Origin of the sequence: Bacillus sp. AY2-1 (assembly GCF_008368965.1) — a bacterium.
GTDB classification, from domain to species: Bacteria; Bacillota; Bacilli; order Bacillales; family Bacillaceae_G; genus Bacillus_A; species Bacillus_A thuringiensis_S.
On record NZ_QPEL01000075.1, the window covers coordinates 1 to 18,559 of the forward strand.

Below are 18,559 nucleotides of genomic sequence, written 5' to 3' on the forward strand. Positions count from 1 at the left end.
TCTGGTGGCAATGGCTCTAAAGGCGGTAATCGTGTTAAAGGCGATAGCAGTGGAAACGGCTCTCAAGGTGGCAATGTAAAAGATAATGCGAAAAAACAAGGCGATAAGTTACCGAATACGGCAACACATTATCCTGCATCTATTTTAATGGGGCTTTCAACATTCCTAATTGGTATGTTACTATTTATTCGCCGTAAAAACGCAAAATAAAACACATCCTTCCACTAAAAAATACATGAAATAAATTGTAAAAACTAAAAGGACTTTAGGTTGCATTTTATTATGCAGCCTAAAGTCCTTTTTATCACCTATCAGAAGGATTATTAATACGCTTTTCCCCAATACACCATTTGTTTAGCTTCTTTACCACAACAAATACATTCGTCAGCTAAATGCTCTTGCTCAAAAGGCATACAACGTGAAGATACTCCAACTTCTTCTTTTAGTTTCTCTTCACAAGCTAATTCTCCGCACCACATTGCCTTAATAAATCCTTGCTTTTCATCAGCTACTTGTTTCATCTCTTCAAAATTCGTCGCACTATACGTATTCTCATCGCGAAATACTTTTGCCTTATTAAATAAAGAGTCATGAATTTCCTCAAGTAGTGCTGGAATACGTTCTTCTAATTGATCCATTGATATAAATTCTTTTTCTTTCGTATCTCTTCTTACAAGTACAACTTGATTCTTTTCAATATCTTTAGGCCCAACTTCTAATCGAATTGGAATGCCCTTCATTTCATACTCATTAAATTTCCAGCCCGGTGTTTTATTACTAGCATCTATTTTCACGCGTGCAACTTTTTGAATATGTCCTTGTAACTCTGTTGCTTTCGCTAAAACTCCTTCTTTATGCTGAGCAATTGGTACGATAACAACTTGCACTGGAGCAACTTTTGGTGGCATTACAAGTCCATTATTATCGCTATGAACCATAATTAGCCCACCTATCATTCTTGTTGATACACCCCAAGATGTTTGGTGTACATATTGCCACTTACCGTTACGATCTAAAAATTTAATATCAAATGCTTCAGAGAAATTCGTTCCAAAGTTATGGGATGTTCCTGTTTGAAGTGCTTTCCCATCATGCATTAAGCTTTCAATTGTATAAGTTGCCTTTGCTCCAGCAAACTTCTCTTTTTCTGTTTTTTGTCCTTTAATAACTGGTATCGCTAAATAATCCTCACAGAAAGAAGCATATAAGTTTAAAATATTTAATGTTTCAGCCTGCGATTCTTCTGCTGTTTCATGGATTGTATGACCCTCTTGCCATAAAAATTCTGTCGTACGAAGGAATGGCCTAGTTGTCTTCTCCCAACGAACTACTGAACACCACTGGTTGTATAATTTTGGCAAATCATTATAGGATTGCACAATTTTTGAAAAATGCTCACAGAATAAAGTTTCAGATGTAGGACGTACACAAAGTCTTTCCGCTAACTTTTCATCTCCGCCATGCGTAACCCATGCTACTTCAGGAGCAAACCCTTCAACATGATCCTTCTCTTTTTGCAATAAACTCTCTGGGATAAACATTGGCATATATACATTTTCATGGCCAGTTTCTTTTAGCTTCTCATCCATCACCTTCTGCATATTCTCCCATAAGGCATAACCATATGGACGTAAAATCATGCACCCTTTTACACTTGAATAATCAACCAGTTCGGCTTTTTTTACAATATCGGTATACCACTGCGCAAAGTCCTCTTCCATCTTCGTAATGGCTTGCACTTGTTCTTTTGCCATAGTCAGTCTTCCTCCTTCTAGAAAATACAAAAAAGCCCGCGTCCCTAAATAGGGACCGAGCTTTGCCGGCGTTACCACCCTGATTCATACACAAAAATTGTATATGCTCTCTTCTTGATAACGGGAAATTCCCGCTGCATATGCAGAACTCAAAGGCAGGTTCCATATTGCCTTTTTAAGAATCTTTCAGCCTGGCGGATTCTCTCTCTGCTAAAAAGGTTGAACATGTACTAGTCCTTTTTCATCGTTATAACGAAATAAATTTGTTGATTATCATAATACAAATTCTTTTTTAAAACAATAGCTAATTTTCTTATTATTATATATTCTTTTCGTTTTTTGCAGTTTTATACGTAGCTTTTTCGAGAGATTTTTACAAGTTGATGTGCAATCATACCAATAAGTGTCCCTAGTAGAACGAAGAAACCAATAAATCCATATCCCATTCCTTCCCACCCACCAATAACCATCATGGTAACGGGAAAGGACGCTAAGCAAAGAAGTATTAAACTAAGTGCAAATATAATATCGAACTGTTTGTCTGGAAACCGTTTCTTTAGTAAATATGAAATAGCAAATACAAGGATAATCGTGATTCCGCCAATGATGTAAAAGATACCAAATCCATCTAACCAATCCATAGTGTTTCCTCCTTCCATAGATTCCCTTATACTTAATTATATGTTTATTTTTTCTGAAAATAAATAATGAATTTCCACTTAAAAATATATTTTTATTACTAGGTATTAATAGTAATATATAAGAATAGGTTTTATATAATCAGGAGGGAACTTTATGGATAAAGCATTAACAAACCACGTCATTATTTTATCATTCGACTGTTTATCAGCTTTAGATTTTCCTATACTACAAAAACTACCTCATTTCCAATCTCTAATAAAAAAGGGCACGGTTGTCGAAAAAGTAGAACCAATTTATCCTTCTGTAACATATCCAAGCCACTCAACAATCGTAACCGGTAATTACCCTAACAAGCACGGTGTTGTTAGCAATACGTTACTTCAACCAGGGCGTGAATCACCTGATTGGCATTGGTACCGAAAATCGATAAAAGGAACAACATTGTATGATGAAGCACGTAAAGCAAATTTAACGACAGCTGCCCTTCTATGGCCTGTTACTGGGAGAGCAAACATTGATTACAATTTACCAGAAATTTTCCCCAATAGACCGTGGCAAAATCAAGTGTTAGTTTCCTTATTTAGCGGTAGCCCACTATACCAATTAGATTTAAATCGTCGTTTCGGCCATATAAGAAATGGTTTATCACAACCAGAGCTGGATAATTTCGTCCTCGCCTCTGCTGTACACACCATTCAGACGAAAAAGCCTAATGTTATGTTCGTACATTTCACTGATTTAGACACGCAAAGACATTATCATGGCTTTGAATCTAACGAAACAATAGCTGCAATTCATAGACATGATGAGCGGCTAGGGAAAATTATTCAAACTTTAAAAGACAGTGATCTATACGAAGAAAGTACAATTATTGCCCTTGGTGATCATAGCGCTTTAAGTGAAAACAAATCCATCCAATTAAATGTGCTATTCCATCAAAGAGGACTTATATCTCTTAATAAAAAAGGCAAATTAGTAGACTGGAAAGCCTATTGCCAAAGTTGTGATGGCTCTGCCTATGTATATGTGAAAGACAAAAATGATACGGATACAATTCGAGAAGTACAACTACTCCTTGAAGAACTGCTGCAAAATAAACAGAATGGAATTGAATTTATACTTCATGATGAAGCTGCGAAAGACCGCGGTGCAGATGGTAATTGTTTATTTATGTTAGAAGCACAAGAGGGTTATTATTTCACTGAAAACTATACAGGAGATTTTATAAAAGAAATTACTGAAAAAGATGTTACGCCTAGTAAAAAATATACATTTGGTACGCATGGATACTCTCCAACAAAACCTAACTATGAAACAATTTTTATCGCTGCTGGGAAAGGAATAAAAAGCGGCGTTACCGTCCCGTACATGAGGCTTATTGATGAAGGTCCAACTATCGCTAGACTACTCGGTTTACACTTAGGTGAAACAGACGGAGCAATTGTAGAGGATTTACTCCAATTGTAAAGAACTGTGTATATATGTAAAAGTTATGTAAAATTCATCACTGTTTCTCTTTTTATAATTTTTATTTTTGTACACTGTTAGTAAAACAAATTTAAGGGGGAACATTATATGAAAAAAATGTCCAGACAAGAAAAAAGCTGGATATTATACGATTGGGCGAACTCGGTATATTCGCTCGTCATTACAACTGCATTATTTCCAATTTACTTTAAAGCAGCTGCAAAAGAAGCTGGACTATCCGGGGCAACTTCAACAGCATATTGGGGATATGCAAACTCGTTCGCTACACTTTTAATTTCTATACTTGCTCCTATTCTCGGCACAGTTGCTGATTATAAAGGATTTAAAAAACGATTTTTCACATTCTTCTTTGGACTCGGTATCGTATTTACAAGTATGTTAGCAGTCGTTCCAACATCTCAGTGGTACTTATTATTAGGATGCTATATGCTCGCCTTAGTCGGTTTTGCTGGAGCAAACATTTTTTATGATGCATTTTTAGTAGATGTCACTTCTGAAGATAGAATGGATCGAATTTCTACGCGAGGTTTCGCATTAGGCTATATTGGGAGTACTATTCCTTTCATCGGTTGTATCGCTCTTATTATTCTTTCTCAAAAAGGAACTATCCCTTTATCTGTTGGTATCGCTAGTCAAATTTCATTTGCGATAACAGCTCTTTGGTGGGGGTTATTTACAATTCCAATGCTAAAAAACGTAGAGCAAAAGCACTATATTGAACGTCACCCTAGACCAATTACAATGAGCTTCAAACGCCTTGCTGCTACTTTTAAAAATATTAAAGAATATAAAACTGTATTCATGTTCCTAATCGCTTACTTTTTCTATATTGATGGGGTCGATACAATTATTACCATGTCCACCGCTTACGGAACAGATCTCGGTATCAGTGCAACTAATCTATTAATCATATTATTTGTAACACAAATTGTCGCTTGTCCATTTGCTTTATTATATGGAAAATTATCAGCAACATTTACAGGTAAAAAAATGCTATATGTCGGTATCATTATTTATATCATCATTTGCATATATGCTTATTTCTTAAAAACGACACTTGATTTTTGGATTTTAGCAATGTTAGTTGCTACATCTCAAGGTGGTATTCAAGCACTAAGTCGTTCATACTTTGCAAAACTAGTACCAAAAGAATCTGCTAATGAATTCTTCGGATTTTATAATATCTTTGGTAAGTTCGCCGCAATTATGGGCCCGGTATTAGTCGGTGTTACAACGCAATTAACAGGAAAAACAAACGCTGGTGTTCTTAGTATTATTGTTCTGTTTATTATCGGTGGATTCTTATTAACTAGAGTTCCAGAAAATAATACATCCGTTACACCACCTAGTCCAAAGACTAAAACGCTATAAGAAAAGATCCTCTTCTCATGAGAAGAGGATCTTTTTTATTTTTAACGGTGCGCCTTATAATAAACGACTCTACTGCTTGTACAAAAATAATTTATCAACAGTTGTTCCTAATACTTCAGCTAAACGGAATGCTAACGCTAAGCTTGGATCATATTTATTATTCTCAATTGCATTTATCGTCTGTCTAGAAACCTTGCATTTATCAGCTAATGCGCCTTGTGAAATATTATTTTCAGTGCGTAATTCATAGATTTGATTTTTCACACCATTGCTCCTAACCTGTAAAATCGTTTTTACAACATCAGTATATAATTGGCTCATATAGTTGTCAAAAGTTCCTCAAAGAAAAAGGGAGCAATTTTGCTCCCTTAAAATAGTTATTTCGAAGCTAACGAATTTGTTAGTTTCTCTTTATTAACGACATCTTCTTTCTTTATTTGCATGCGTAGAACTGGCCCTATCGCTAATAAAACAAGTGCCATTGCTATACAAAACACAATAACTAGTGAAGTTAGTTCCTTTAATCCTCCAGCTAGTGAAGTTCCAATTAGCATTGCCCCCATAAACAGTGGTAAAATCGTCCCGTTTACTCTTCCAACCATATTTTCTGGTACAAGTTGAATCATAAGCGTACCGACAACGATATTAACACAAGCTAAACAAATACCTGTTCCAAATCTCATGAAACTAGTAATCCAAAATGATGTAGATAGCCCTTCTACTAAAAATGACATCGCTAATATGCTCATACCGAATACGAACATCTTTTTCGGATTCACTTTTGAAGCGAAAACTGCAGCAACAATACCACCGATTAACATACCTATTCCGTCAGCTGCTGCTAAATATTGAACCGCTTCCTTTTCCATTCCAAGGCGTTCTATTACAAGAAACACCTCTAATGGATTTGTTAATCCAACAGCTAAACCCATAATAGTAAAAGTGATCGTAATCATACGTAAATTTTTCGTATGAAGAACATACTTCCAACCTTCTTTTATATCATTTTTTAATGAATCTCTCGCCACTTGCTCTTTTTCAACCCATTTTGGTAAAAATGGAAGGATGATAGCCGATAACAAAAATAGAATGATTAAACTATATAGTGACGTAAATAAGCCAAGTTGTGTATACACAATTGATCCTACAACTGGTCCAAAAATCATAAATAATGACTGTAATGTTTGGTTAAATGCAATCGCATTTGCTACCTCTTCTTCTTTTACATAGCGCTTAAATATACGCGAAGATGAGGGCTGAGAAAACTGACCTACAATCGCGGAAATGAGTGTTGCAAAAAATATAGCCTGCCAATAATCAAATTTTAACAATACGACAATTCCTATAATAGACAGTACACTTAACACATCTCCAGCAACCATTGTTCTTTTCGGATTCCAACGATCTGCTAATGCACCACCAATGAACGAGAAAATAAAGATAGGTGCATACTCCATGACAGATAATAGAGACACTGAAACTGGATCATTATTTGTCCGCTCCATTATGAAATATAAAAGAGCCATATTTCTAATCCAAATTGCAAATTGTTGTAAAATATCAGATGCCATAACGAGCATAAATGCTCGGTTTTTAAATAAAGCGTTCATTTTCATTCCCCTTTCACAAACCGACCGTTCGGTCTAATTTATTCTTTAAGAAAAGCAACTGACCTATTATTCAGCTGCCATTCCTTTTAACAATACATCTATTGCCTTTTTATAAATACGCTTCAACTCTTTATAATCTAGCTCGTAGTAAAGTACTCCAAGCCCTGATAATAATCCATTCACAATATACATAAGATCACGAGTATTATCTTCACGGAACTCTCCAGACTGTATACCTGCTTCAATTAATTTCTCAAACATAACATATGATTCTCTAGTTAAAGCTAACAGTTCATCCAGAATCTCTTTACTTACAACTTGGCTCATAGAGAATTCCTCTATTGCATTTGAAATTGGTTGCTGTATGTCCTCTACATGATATTCCGCGAGACCATATAGTTTTTCAGTACTAGTGCTATACAACTTCTCTTTTTCATTCCATTTTTCAAGCCAATCATACGTATGCTGTTTCACTACAAATAAAAATAAATCTTCTTTACTTTTAAAGTGATAATAAATACTTCCTTTACTTCGCTCTGTAATTTCACAAATCTCTTCCATAGATGTAGCTGCGTAGCCCTTCTGTGAAAATAGACTTTCTGCTTTATATGCAATTTCTTTCTTTATCTCTTCTGCGCTTCTTCTCATATTCACACCTCTTTAAACCGACCGTTCAGTCTAATAATAACAAATCAAAAACCTCTATCGCAAGAGGCTATATTCCTTATTTAAGAAAATGTACTTTCAAACCAAGTTCGAATCATATGTATTGTTCCAAATTTAAATGTTAATTTAACAAGAAATACGCCTCCCGCAGCTAATAAAAATAACACTACTTTCCCCTTATTTTTCACTCTCGGTTCCCTTTTCATTTCCATTCCCCTTAGTATGTTAAAAATATTAATCAAACGTTTGTTTAACTGTGTTTATGCATATGTAAGCCAACTAATCAAACGTTTGTTTAAAAAGAAATACGCCTATATAAGGCGCATTTTCATCAATCACCACCACCGCAGCTTCCCCCGCTATCTCCCCCAAAAGACCCTCCACAATCATGTGAACCGCCATCATGCGAGCTATCATTATCAGATCCAGCAAAGAAAAATAATGGTGATGAGCTGTTAGATGAATTATGAATGTTATTTTGTTTTGTAAGATTTACCTTCTTTTTGTTCGATCGAACTGCTGTTACGATTATTCCAACTACAACAAATAATAGTATGACAATAATAAATTCCATATAAAAGCCTCCCTTATTCCTCGAATAATTGAATGGTTCTCTCTAGATTTTTAAGTGAAATGAAGCGCGATTCCCGAAGGATCTCTTTTCCATTATAAAATAATAAAACTGTTGGTCCTGTAAATACTGCATATCGCCCCGCAATCTCTTGCATATCTTGTAGTAATATCTCTATTTTCTCTACGTAATCATAATTCTCTAATACGTAATTTACTTTCCTTAACATAACATCACAAACACCACAATTTTCTGTTTTAATGAACAGAAGTACCAATTGTTGTTCTTCAATATATGTCGCTAATTCTTCTATCGTTTTAAATTTATGCATCTTATCCCTCTTAACGCAATTTATGAAATACTCTATCTTGATACATACAAAAAGCTGAACTATCTTTAATCCTTCTCTTTTCCATTACCTGCTGAAAACGAAGCGTTTTTGCTGTTAACTCTTCTCGTAATTTCTTTCTCTCTTCTTCATCATAACAGCAAGCAATTAGATCCTCTATTTTTAATATATCTTTTTGTAGTTCCATTTCTGATGGAATCATTCCCGCATTTTTTAAAATTTTATAACTCATTCTAAGTTCTGGAGGTACCATTGAAAGATCTTCTAATTGTAGTGGTTTTCCTTTTCCCGGAAGATAATCAAGATCACCATTCCGTATTGCTTGTCGAATTTTTTCTTCAGCAATGTTCAAAAACACATCCACACCATTCCCTCCTTTACATATTTTTACTATTATTTTACATGATATTTCCTTATCTTTCTACGTCTTTAATAATTGACTCCAGACAATTTTTTCTCAAATTTATTTATAATAAGCTTTTTCCTCCCATACCGATCTTTCGTTTTCATATATAGTTTGTATTCAAGCCTTTTTGTATTGAGAAAGTATGTTTTAACTTAATAAAGCGTTTACACTAAATCTTACATTTGTTACGATTTAATCACCCCCAGCTCCCTTGTATAGACTTCGTGATGTCTGATCATTTTATCTAGACGTTTCATACGTCTAGATTCATTTTGATTTATTGGCGTATGCCTTTAAATATATTTTTTATTTTGAAAGGAGAAATGGCTATGAGGTCTCAAAAATTCACACTGCTATTACTATCTCTACTACTTTTCTTACCTCTTTTTCTCACAAATTTTATTACTCCAAATCTCGCATTAGCAGATTCACCAAAGCAAAGTCAAAAAATTGTTGGGTACTTTCCTTCGTGGGGCGTTTACGGACGTAATTATCAAGTTGCTGACATTGATGCATCAAAACTTACTCACCTTAACTATGCTTTCGCGGATATTTGTTGGAATGGAAAACATGGAAACCCTTCTACTCATCCTGATAATCCAAATAAACAAACGTGGAACTGTAAAGAATCTGGTGTACCATTGCAAAATAAAGAGGTTCCTAATGGTACTCTCGTACTCGGTGAACCATGGGCTGATGTTACCAAATCGTATCCTGGTTCAGGGACAACTTGGGAAGATTGCGATAAATATGCCCGTTGCGGAAATTTCGGAGAACTAAAACGATTAAAAGCTAAATATCCTCACTTAAAAACAATTATTTCCGTTGGTGGCTGGACTTGGTCTAACCGCTTTTCTGATATGGCCGCTGATGAAAAAACAAGAAAAGTATTTGCTGAATCTACAGTATCTTTTCTTCGTGCATATGGGTTTGATGGCGTGGATTTAGACTGGGAATATCCGGGCGTTGAAACGATTCCTGGTGGTAGTTATCGTCCTGAAGATAAACAAAATTTCACTCTCCTTCTTCAAGACGTCCGAAATGCTTTGAATAAAGCAGGTGCTGAAGATGGCAAACAATATTTACTAACAATCGCTTCAGGCGCAAGCCAACGCTACGCTGATCATACAGAGCTAAAGAAAATTTCTCAAATACTCGATTGGATTAATATTATGACATATGATTTCCACGGCGGATGGGAAGCTACTTCTAATCATAATGCAGCTCTATATAAGGATCCAAATGACCCAGCAGCAAATACGAATTTTTACGTAGATGGTGCTATAGATGTTTATACAAATGAAGGTGTTCCAGTGGATAAACTAGTATTAGGCGTACCTTTTTACGGACGTGGCTGGAAAAGTTGTGGTAAAGAAAATAACGGACAATATCAACCTTGCAAACCAGGTAGTGATGGGAAACTTGCTTCTAAAGGTACTTGGGATGATTATTCTACCGGTGACACAGGTGTATATGATTACGGTGATTTAGCAGCCAATTACGTTAATAAAAATGGTTTTGTACGCTACTGGAATGACACAGCTAAAGTACCTTATTTATATAATGCAACTACAGGCACATTTATTAGCTACGATGACAATGAATCTATGAAATATAAAACAGACTATATAAAGACGAAAGGTTTAAGTGGAGCAATGTTTTGGGAACTAAGCGGAGATTGCCGTACAAGTCCAAAATATAGTTGTAGTGGTCCAAAATTACTTGATACGCTAGTAAAAGAATTACTTGGTGGACCTATTAACCAAAAAGATACTGAGCCACCAACGAATGTTAAAAACATTATAGTTACGAATAAAACTTCAAGCTCAGTTCAATTAAGCTGGACTGCATCCACTGATAACGTAGGCGTTACTGAATACGAAATTACTGCCGGAGAAGAAAAATGGAGTGCAACAACAAATAGCATTACAATTAAAAACTTAAAACCTAATACGGAATACACATTTTCAGTAATTGCCAAAGATGCTGCTGGAAATAAATCACAACCTACCGCTCTTACTGTCAAAACAGATGAAGCTAATACGACACCTCCTGATGGAAATGGCACTGCTACATTTTCAGTCACTTCGAATTGGGGCAGCGGTTATAACTTCTCGATTATAATCAAAAATAATGGAACGACCCCTATTAAAAATTGGAAATTAGAATTTGATTATAGCGGCAATTTAACACAAGTTTGGGATTCTAAAATTAGTAGTAAAACAAATAATCATTATGTAATTACGAACGCAGGATGGAATGGCGAAATTCCTCCTGGTGGATCAATTACAATTGGTGGTGCAGGAACGGGTAATCCTGCCGAACTTTTAAATGCCGTCATTAGCGAAAACTAGACGTAATATCCATTAATTATTTCACTAAAGTTTGAATTTAGGTTTGAGCAATACTTCCTAAATTCAAACTTTTAATTTTATGAAAAATAAAAAGCATCACAATAACCTATTATAATTAGTTTCCAATATGAAGTTGATATGAAGTTAATTTGAATTTTACATGAATTCCCTTTAATTTCTATTGTCTTCCTATAATATCCACATTATTCTTTACATATAGGAATTATTTTCATTCCACTTTGAACTATCTATATATATAAAGAAAGATAGTCACCTTTTAGGGAAAGGCTTTCGTATTATTATAAATATAACAAAAGAAAAAGCACGCTTATAAGCGCACCATAAGAGTGCTTCTTCATACAATTCTCATGTAAGAGTTCTCGAAAATCATGTTAATCACAAAGAAAAGACATTAGCTCATAAAAGCTAATGTCTTTTCTTTATTCATATTGTTCAGCATTCCACTCTTCTATATTCCATACTTTTGTTATCCACGATTCATAGAAAGAAGGTTCATGTGAGACAATTAAAACCGTTCCTTTATATTGTTGTAACGCTTCTTTTAAAGCCATCTTAGTTTCTACATCCAAATGATTAGTCGGTTCGTCTAAAATTAAAACATCAGCTTTTTCTATTTTTTCATATAAGGAGCTAACACACTTAAAATCTCTTCTTTATCCTTTTTTAATTCGAGTGATGTTAACATATCCATCGTTCTCAGTCTAGGTAATTTCACTTGTACCTCGCCAACTATTGACGCTGGTCTTTGAGATAAAATAAATACGCGATCTGAAAGCAAGATTGCCTCATCTAAGTCATGTGTAACCATAACGATTGTTTGCTTCTCTTGATGCCAAGAGTTTAAAAGCCAGCTATGTACTTCCATTTTTGTAAATGCATCTAACTTTCCAAAAGGCTCATCAAGCAGCATAATTGGCTTTTCACACAAATATGTGCGCAGAAAACTAATTCTTTGACGCATACCACCAGACAATTCATCTGGATAATGGTCTGCATATTCATCTAGTTCGAACTGCTTTAATGCTTCCATTCCTTCTGTCAGCCTTTGTTTTTTCGGCTTTCCTTCAATTTCTAACGGAAGAACGATATTTTGCAAAGCTGATCGCCACGGTAGTAATAAATCTTGTTGTGGCATATAACTAACAACATCTTGCTCTTGTACTTGCTTATCTTTATACGTTACGTTCCCACTTGTTGGTTTTTCAACATTTGCAATCATGTTTAATAATGTGCTTTTCCCGCAACCACTCGGTCCTACAAAGGAAACAAACTCTCCCTCTTGTATAGAGGCACTAATATTCTCTAATACATTCTTTCCGTCGAAAGATTTCACTATATTTTTTATTTGTAATCCGCTCATTTTTCACTTGGAAGGAATTCATTTGTAAAAGCATCTTTTACATCGATTTTCTTTTTAATAACTTTGTTGTCATATAAGAAATTCATGTAATTCGTCCAAATTTCTTCCTTCTGTACTCCCCATGCTTTCGCATCATCTTGATACTTCGTACTTAACCATTTCTGGCTTTCTTGAACTAAATCTTTATTTACATCTGGAACAGCTTTAATTAGAATATCAGCAGCTTCTTTCGGTTCCTTAATTGCAAAATTATAACCTTCTGTTGTTGCACTCATAAACTTTTTCACAAAGTCTTTATCTTGCTTCGTATGTTTTTCACTCGTAATAATAACAGGACTATAGAAATCAAGCGCTGGGTCTAAGTCTTTCACCATAATCGTATTTAACTCTTTTCCTTGGCGCTTCGCTTCAATTCCATCCCATCCGTAATAAATCCATTCAAAGTCTGCATCACGGCCGATTGATTTAAAGAAATCGGTTTGTCCTAAGATGATTTTTTCAACTTTATTAAAATCAGCTTGATGCTTATCCATAATCGTCTTTAATGTCGCTTCTTCTGCTGGTCCTCCCCAGCCGCCGTAACGTTTACCTTCAAAATCTTTCGGTGACGTCATATTATCTTTCTTAAGTGATGCAAATGCTGAAGTGTTATGCTGAATAATCGCTCCGACAGATACAACAGGAATCCCTTCCACACGAGCCAACGTTACATTTTCTTGTGCGCTTATTGCGAAGTCAGCTTTTCCTGATGCTATCATTTGCTCTACTGTTACATTGTCACCCGGTTGAATAATTTCTACATCTAATCCTTGCTTTTTGTAATAATCTTTCGTTTGTGCTACATATAAGCCAGTATGATTCGTATTTGGAAACCAATCTAATACTACTTTTACTTTTTGATCTTTACTTTTACTTTCTTCTTTCTTCGCCGGATTACATCCAGCCACACCTACCGCTACTAAGGCAGCTAACATAACTTTCAAACCTTTTTTCATTTTCTGCCGTCCTTTCTATATATCCATGGTGCTGTTATTCTTGCCATAAACTCTACGATAAAATACAGGCACAATGTCACCATAACGATGATTGCTGCAACACCAAATACTCGGGCAGTCAAAAAAGATTTTGTAGCCCTCGTAAGCATAACGCCTAATCCTTCACTTGCACCGAGCCATTCTCCGATAATTGCCCCCATTACGCTATATGTAACTGCAATTTTTAAGCCTGAGAAAAAGTATGGAAGCACTGCTGGAAATTTTACTTTCTGGTAAACTTGCCATTTCGTCGCCTTCATTGTTTGTAACAGCTTCAACATGTTTTTATCTACTGTTTGAAAACCTTCTAAAATACTAAGCGCAATTGGGAAGAAACAAACGAGTATTACGACCATTACTTTCGGCAACATCCCATATCCAAACCAAATAATAAATAGTGGTGCAAGTACAACAATTGGAATTGTTTGCGAAATAACGAGCAATGGATTTATTAAAATACGAAATAAAGGTATAACGTCCATAATAATTGCGATGCTCGTCCCCAATAAAGTTGCAAAGAATAGTCCAATTATAACTTCCTGCAGTGTTTGCATCGTATTTGGTAATAGTAAATCTTTCATCCCAATTAATTCTTGAACAATGGCAGAAGGCTTTGGTAAAATCCACGGTTCGATTTTAAATAATGAAACAGATCCTTCCCATATCGCAATGAGAAGGATAAGCCAAATAGTTGTAATAAGTTTAGATTGCTTCTGGTTTTGCATATTCATCACGGTACTTCCAAACCTTTTCATCTATCGTTACACCAGTGCTTGGACGATAATGGATTTTAATAGAAGTAATCACTTCTTCTGCTCCAGCATCGACGCAAGCTTGTTGTGCACGTTTAACGACATCAAGAAGTACATCTAATTCTCCTTCCAAAGTTGTTTCCATTGCCCCTACTTCATAACGAACTCCCGATTGTTGCACAACTTCAATTGCTTTATCGACAACAGAATATACATCTTTCGTTTTCGCTTGTGGTACTACTGAAAATGACATTGTAACTTGTTGTGACATAATAAAATCCCCCTTATAAAATTAAATTTCAAAAATAAGAAAAGGCTTTCCTACTGCGTAGGAAAGCCTTGTATGCAAGTTATTATAGAATAACATATGCTACATCACTTTAAGTAACTCCCTACGCTGGCATTATCCAGATCAGGTTGAGGGTCGATGTTTACTTACATCCTCTCAGCCAATTGGCTCCCCGGTCCTTAATTCGTTTTCATTGTAGCATGATTTATTTTATTGAACAAACAAAAGCATGCATAATCATTTCATTATTTTTGGAAAATAACCAACTTTTTCACCATGAGCTAATAACTGCTGTATAAATTCTTTATTAATTGCTGGTACTTTCAATTCTTTTTTCTTAATCCATTCATTCGTTCTACGCGTACCCATTACAATTTCAGATTGCTGCGCTCCATCTCCTGCAACTTGAGAAGCAATTAACTCTGCTATTACTTCATTTCCCTTTGCTAATTCAAGTCCGGCATTTTCATATTCTGAAAGTGGAACCAGTTCAAGATTGTATCCACACTCTCCAATTAGCTGTATAAATTGTTCAAACTCAATTTGATGTGGATGACAGATGTGCAATGTTTCTCCATCTATTTGTGAATCTTGTACATACGTTACAATTGATTTACTAGCAAAATCAATTGGTGTGAAATCAACTTTCCACTTCACATTTGGTGCTTTTCCAATTAATAGCATTGTTTTAATAAGACGATAAAATGCGTTTCCTTCAATATTTTGTTGGAACGAACCTGTTTCTGAATGACATGCTAAATTACCTGCACGATAAATATTTCCGCGCAAACCATTTTTCATTGCTTCACGAACAATGTTTTCCGCTTGTAGTTTACTATTTGAATATACATTCTCTAAGTCTACACTGTAATTAAAATCACCAGTTTTCATGTATGTATCCCATTGATCTACTGCTAATTCTAACGGGATACCAATCGTAGAAATAAAATGGAATGTAGCATCTTTTTCCACTAATGCTAGCATACGGCTAGTTCCTTGGACATTTATATTTTCAAATTGTTTTACATCTCCAAAATGTCTTACATCTGCACCGCAATGAATTATCGTATCCATCTTAGAACTGATGAACATAAATTCTTCTTCGCTCATCCCAAGATACTCTTCTCCCAGATCACCAGCTACGGCCTGTATACGCTGTAACCATTCTTCACATATATCATTAAAGTAACCTGTTAATGTATCTATAATTCTTTGCTGCACATCTTTGGTTGGTCTTACTAAACAATAAATAGTAGCAGATGTATCTCTCAGCAATTCATATAATATGTGTGATCCTAAATAACCAGTAGCTCCTGTTAAAAAGACATTTGAAATCTGGGTTTCTTCCAAAACGTTTGCATACGTAATAGTATCCGGTTCGTGAATCACTTTATATTCACGAAATACTTCTTCTTTCTCTACTTTTACTTCTCGCTCAATTCGAGCTAATCCATATATCGTTCTTTCTTTAAAGAAATCTTGAATTGTTAAATGTGAGAAATCTTCTTTTAACAATGTTAAGACTCGTAATACTTTCAATGAATGTCCACCAATTGTAAAGAAATCATCATGCACTCCAACTTTTGAAATTCCTAATACTTCCGCCCAAGCGTTCGCTATTTGTTTTTCTGCTTTATTAGAAGGTGCAACATATTCTTGTAGACGAACCGGTTCATACTTTTCTTCTAACTGAGCTAACTTCTTAACATCAATCTTTTTATTAGGTGTAAGTGGTAATTCATTAATATAAATTAGTTTAGATGGCACCATATAATCTGGTAATTGCTCTTGTAACTGATAAACTAATTCTGGTATTTCTTTTTTATTTAAAGTTGTATAGAACGCGATTAAATATTGGCTACCTTCCTTACTCTTCTTAGCAAAAACAGCATTTTCTTTTATATTATGATTTTGAGAAATTTTACTTTGGATTTCTCCTAGTTCAATACGATGTCCTCTAATTTTTACTTGATCATCTTTCCGATGTAAAAACTCTATATTTCCATCCTCTAGCAACTTAACGATATCACCTGTTTTATATATATTAACTATAGGATTTAAAGGGTTCGGAATAAAAGCTTCAATTGTTTTATTAGGTTTATTAAAATACCCTTTTGCTAATCCTACTGAATCTATATATAATTCACCAGGTACACCAATTGGACAAAGATTCATATTCTCATCCAAAATCATAACTTGATAATTAGAACATGGTTTACCAATGGGAATACTCGCAACATCCTCATTTAACTGACTAGGTATTTTATAAGTTGTCGTCACTACTGTACATTCTGTCGGTCCGTATACATTATGAATTTCAACATTTGTACCTATTCTTTCTCTCCACAATTTAATAACTTCTACAGGCAACATTTCACCGCCAATCGCAATTCTTTTTAGGGAAGCTAGCTTATATATATCTTCTTCTGCTAAATAAGTTGCTACTTGTCGAACAAAAATTGTTGCTAATGCCAAGATCGAAGTTGCTTTCACTTTATAGATTGCATGTGCAAATGCTTCTACAGACAATCGCTCTTCCTCTAATAATACATACAAGTTTCCTCCGCAGAATAAAGAAGCAAATGACTCCCATACAGAAGCATCGAAACTAAAGGAAGGAAATTGGGCAAATACATCCTCTTCTGTCAATTCATATTGCTTTTGCATCCAAGTGTACAGATTAACAACGCCTCTATGTGCTAACATCGTTCCCTTTGGATTCCCTGTTGAACCAGATGTATAAATCATATAAGCTACATCATCACAATGAATAGACAACTTTACATCTATATCTTCACAAGTTTCACTATCATACATTGAAACTGTTTGAACCCCATCACATGTTATAGGCGTCTCTTTCATCAATATAACTTTCGCTTGGCTATCTTGAATAATGTACTGTATTCTACTTTCTGGATAATCTGGATCAATCGGAACATACGCTGCACCAGCTTTTAATATAGCTACCATACTTACTACTGTGTCTATGCTACGTTTCATAAATATTCCAACATAGTCTCCTAATTGGACGCCGTTTTTAATTAACATATGAGCTATTTGATTACTTTTCTTATTTAGCTCCTCATAAGTTAAAGTACCTTCCCTTGAAGATAAAGCTATACGATTTGGAAATTGAGTAACAGTATTATAGAACATATCGACGATACTTTTCTCAGGATATACTGCTGTCGTATCATTCACTTGACTATAAAGTGCCATCTCGGCCTCTGTAATAATATTAAAATTTTTTATATAATTATTCTTATTTTGTGATGTACCAATTAAAACACCTTGTATTTGTTGTGCATAACGAGTAATCGTTGTTTCCTTCCAATTAACACTATTAAATATTATTTCTACACTTTGCATATTTTTACTAAATACAAATTGTAATGTATTCGTGTCTTGTAGCTCATAATATGTTTCACCAATAATAATAGGTGACATTTCATATAATGTATTACCGTTTTGAAACTCTTCTATTTCTTCCTCATTCATTTCTTTAATTTGTTCCAGTTGCTCTTCAATCTGTAAATCCACACTTTCATAGGAGAGAAAATTAGAAACTTCAATAGTAATCGGAAATAAACTTCCTCTTACATGATAAAGCACGACAATATGTTTTTCTTTAGAAATATGATATAACCACGTTGCAGTCGCTCCTATTAAATCTACAATGTGAGTCAAATTTGGAAATAGTTCAGTTTTCCTTTTTATCCTAAGTTCCGTTCCTTGCACATCTTTAGGTATTTTAATACTTCCTTCTACTTTCCCTAAAAATTCTTTTACCATCTCATTATAAGAAATTGCTAATTTCATATTTATGTAAATTCCTCTCTTAAATATAATAAAGGTGTGAAAATTCACACCTTTTTCATCCCTTATTAACGGG

General features: G+C 34.7%; 18 protein-coding genes, 1 pseudogene, 1 riboswitch and 1 other annotated feature. Of the genes and pseudogenes, 4 read left to right on the forward strand and 15 right to left on the reverse strand.

The window, feature by feature from the left end:
- A partial coding sequence (locus DN403_RS18335) for an LPXTG cell wall anchor domain-containing protein (protein ID WP_149185661.1) occupies window positions 1-210 on the forward strand: 210 nt, incomplete at its 5' end.
- A 113-nt stretch (window positions 211-323) separates the two neighbouring features.
- Here DN403_RS18335 and proS read toward each other — a convergent pair.
- A complete protein-coding gene (proS, locus tag DN403_RS18340) occupies window positions 324-1,754 on the reverse strand; it encodes a proline--tRNA ligase (protein WP_001040982.1) in 1,431 nt (476 codons plus the stop codon).
- A gap of 47 nt (window positions 1,755-1,801) precedes the next feature.
- Window positions 1,802-2,008, reverse strand: a binding site (T-box leader).
- A 93-nt stretch (window positions 2,009-2,101) separates the two neighbouring features.
- Window positions 2,102-2,395: a YesK-like family protein gene (locus DN403_RS18345; RefSeq protein ID WP_000383852.1), complete on the reverse strand. Its 294-nt coding sequence runs from the start codon at window positions 2,393-2,395 to the stop codon at window positions 2,102-2,104.
- A gap of 154 nt (window positions 2,396-2,549) precedes the next feature.
- Between DN403_RS18345 and DN403_RS18350 the strand changes: the two genes are divergently transcribed.
- Together DN403_RS18350 and DN403_RS18355 are read left to right on the forward strand one after the other, a co-directional pair.
- The gene (locus tag DN403_RS18350) at window positions 2,550-3,863 is read left to right on the forward strand and encodes an alkaline phosphatase family protein (protein WP_149185662.1); all 1,314 of its coding nucleotides are present in this window, start codon (window positions 2,550-2,552) and stop codon (window positions 3,861-3,863) included.
- A gap of 108 nt (window positions 3,864-3,971) precedes the next feature.
- Window positions 3,972-5,255, forward strand: a complete 1,284-nt coding sequence (locus DN403_RS18355) for an MFS transporter (RefSeq protein WP_016078592.1) — start codon at window positions 3,972-3,974, stop codon at window positions 5,253-5,255.
- Between the two features lie 69 nt (window positions 5,256-5,324).
- Here the strand turns inward: DN403_RS18355 and DN403_RS18360 are convergent, their stop codons facing one another.
- The 7 genes from DN403_RS18360 to DN403_RS18390 form a co-directional block, all read right to left on the reverse strand.
- Complete coding sequence (locus DN403_RS18360) at window positions 5,325-5,576, reverse strand: helix-turn-helix transcriptional regulator (protein ID WP_002023181.1); 252 nt, start codon at window positions 5,574-5,576, stop codon at window positions 5,325-5,327.
- Between the two features lie 56 nt (window positions 5,577-5,632).
- Window positions 5,633-6,865 (reverse strand): MFS transporter, encoded by a 1,233-nt coding sequence (locus DN403_RS18365; RefSeq protein WP_149185663.1) that lies wholly within the window; start codon window positions 6,863-6,865, stop codon window positions 5,633-5,635.
- A gap of 66 nt (window positions 6,866-6,931) precedes the next feature.
- Window positions 6,932-7,513: a TetR/AcrR family transcriptional regulator gene (locus DN403_RS18370; RefSeq protein ID WP_001254432.1), complete on the reverse strand. Its 582-nt coding sequence runs from the start codon at window positions 7,511-7,513 to the stop codon at window positions 6,932-6,934.
- An 80-nt stretch (window positions 7,514-7,593) separates the two neighbouring features.
- Window positions 7,594-7,737: a hypothetical protein gene (locus tag DN403_RS18375; RefSeq protein WP_000817987.1), complete on the reverse strand. Its 144-nt coding sequence runs from the start codon at window positions 7,735-7,737 to the stop codon at window positions 7,594-7,596.
- A 125-nt stretch (window positions 7,738-7,862) separates the two neighbouring features.
- Window positions 7,863-8,105, reverse strand: a complete 243-nt coding sequence (locus tag DN403_RS18380; protein WP_000394363.1) for a hypothetical protein — start codon at window positions 8,103-8,105, stop codon at window positions 7,863-7,865.
- A 13-nt stretch (window positions 8,106-8,118) separates the two neighbouring features.
- Window positions 8,119-8,433, reverse strand: a complete 315-nt coding sequence (locus tag DN403_RS18385) for a thioredoxin family protein (protein ID WP_016078590.1) — start codon at window positions 8,431-8,433, stop codon at window positions 8,119-8,121.
- Window positions 8,434-8,443: 10 nt separating this feature from the next.
- Window positions 8,444-8,815 (reverse strand): DnaJ family domain-containing protein, encoded by a 372-nt coding sequence (locus DN403_RS18390; RefSeq protein ID WP_016078589.1) that lies wholly within the window; start codon window positions 8,813-8,815, stop codon window positions 8,444-8,446.
- Window positions 8,816-9,186: 371 nt separating this feature from the next.
- Between DN403_RS18390 and DN403_RS18400 the strand changes: the two genes are divergently transcribed.
- Window positions 9,187-11,211, forward strand: coding sequence for a glycosyl hydrolase family 18 protein (locus DN403_RS18400; RefSeq protein WP_149185664.1), 2,025 nt, complete (start codon window positions 9,187-9,189; stop codon window positions 11,209-11,211).
- Between the two features lie 440 nt (window positions 11,212-11,651).
- On the opposite strand, the pseudogene DN403_RS18405 reads toward DN403_RS18400, so the two are convergent.
- The 6 genes and pseudogenes from DN403_RS18405 to DN403_RS18430 all read right to left on the reverse strand — a co-directional run.
- A pseudogene (locus DN403_RS18405) lies at window positions 11,652-11,846 on the reverse strand (P-loop NTPase family protein); the annotation flags it as partial.
- A complete protein-coding gene (locus DN403_RS18410) occupies window positions 11,843-12,592 on the reverse strand; it encodes an ABC transporter ATP-binding protein (protein WP_000016082.1) in 750 nt (249 codons plus the stop codon). The gene DN403_RS18410 and the pseudogene DN403_RS18405, both read right to left, overlap by 4 nt.
- The gene (locus DN403_RS18415) at window positions 12,589-13,587 is read right to left on the reverse strand and encodes an ABC transporter substrate-binding protein (RefSeq protein WP_149185665.1); all 999 of its coding nucleotides are present in this window, start codon (window positions 13,585-13,587) and stop codon (window positions 12,589-12,591) included. Before DN403_RS18415 ends, DN403_RS18410 begins: the two co-directional genes overlap by 4 nt.
- Complete coding sequence (locus tag DN403_RS18420) at window positions 13,584-14,357, reverse strand: ABC transporter permease (protein ID WP_149185666.1); 774 nt, start codon at window positions 14,355-14,357, stop codon at window positions 13,584-13,586. Before DN403_RS18420 ends, DN403_RS18415 begins: the two co-directional genes overlap by 4 nt.
- Window positions 14,329-14,649: an MTH1187 family thiamine-binding protein gene (locus DN403_RS18425; RefSeq protein WP_000082906.1), complete on the reverse strand. Its 321-nt coding sequence runs from the start codon at window positions 14,647-14,649 to the stop codon at window positions 14,329-14,331. Before DN403_RS18425 ends, DN403_RS18420 begins: the two co-directional genes overlap by 29 nt.
- A gap of 101 nt (window positions 14,650-14,750) precedes the next feature.
- A riboswitch (TPP riboswitch) is annotated at window positions 14,751-14,852 on the reverse strand.
- A 52-nt stretch (window positions 14,853-14,904) separates the two neighbouring features.
- Window positions 14,905-18,486 (reverse strand): non-ribosomal peptide synthetase family protein, encoded by a 3,582-nt coding sequence (locus DN403_RS18430; protein ID WP_149185667.1) that lies wholly within the window; start codon window positions 18,484-18,486, stop codon window positions 14,905-14,907.
- Between the last annotated feature and the right edge of the window lie 73 nt (window positions 18,487-18,559).

Excerpts from the sequence above, each read along its gene's own strand:
- DN403_RS18410 (WP_000016082.1), bottom strand. The coding sequence starts at position 12,592 with ATGAGCGGATTACAAATAAAAAATATAGTGAAATCTTTCGACGGAAAG.
- DN403_RS18370 (WP_001254432.1), bottom strand. The coding sequence starts at position 7,513 with ATGAGAAGAAGCGCAGAAGAGATAAAGAAAGAAATTGCATATAAAGCA.
- DN403_RS18385 (WP_016078590.1), bottom strand. The coding sequence starts at position 8,433 with ATGCATAAATTTAAAACGATAGAAGAATTAGCGACATATATTGAAGAA.
- DN403_RS18350 (WP_149185662.1), top strand. The coding sequence starts at position 2,550 with ATGGATAAAGCATTAACAAACCACGTCATTATTTTATCATTCGACTGT.
- DN403_RS18355 (WP_016078592.1), top strand. The coding sequence starts at position 3,972 with ATGAAAAAAATGTCCAGACAAGAAAAAAGCTGGATATTATACGATTGG.
- DN403_RS18375 (WP_000817987.1), bottom strand. The coding sequence starts at position 7,737 with ATGAAAAGGGAACCGAGAGTGAAAAATAAGGGGAAAGTAGTGTTATTT.
- DN403_RS18400 (WP_149185664.1), top strand. The coding sequence starts at position 9,187 with ATGAGGTCTCAAAAATTCACACTGCTATTACTATCTCTACTACTTTTC.
- DN403_RS18345 (WP_000383852.1), bottom strand. The coding sequence starts at position 2,395 with ATGGATTGGTTAGATGGATTTGGTATCTTTTACATCATTGGCGGAATC.
- DN403_RS18430 (WP_149185667.1), bottom strand. The coding sequence starts at position 18,486 with ATGAAATTAGCAATTTCTTATAATGAGATGGTAAAAGAATTTTTAGGG.
- DN403_RS18380 (WP_000394363.1), bottom strand. The coding sequence starts at position 8,105 with ATGGAATTTATTATTGTCATACTATTATTTGTTGTAGTTGGAATAATC.
- DN403_RS18365 (WP_149185663.1), bottom strand. The coding sequence starts at position 6,865 with ATGAACGCTTTATTTAAAAACCGAGCATTTATGCTCGTTATGGCATCT.
- DN403_RS18360 (WP_002023181.1), bottom strand. The coding sequence starts at position 5,576 with ATGAGCCAATTATATACTGATGTTGTAAAAACGATTTTACAGGTTAGG.
- proS (WP_001040982.1), bottom strand. The coding sequence starts at position 1,754 with ATGGCAAAAGAACAAGTGCAAGCCATTACGAAGATGGAAGAGGACTTT.
- DN403_RS18415 (WP_149185665.1), bottom strand. The coding sequence starts at position 13,587 with ATGAAAAAAGGTTTGAAAGTTATGTTAGCTGCCTTAGTAGCGGTAGGT.
- DN403_RS18420 (WP_149185666.1), bottom strand. The coding sequence starts at position 14,357 with ATGAATATGCAAAACCAGAAGCAATCTAAACTTATTACAACTATTTGG.
- DN403_RS18425 (WP_000082906.1), bottom strand. The coding sequence starts at position 14,649 with ATGTCACAACAAGTTACAATGTCATTTTCAGTAGTACCACAAGCGAAA.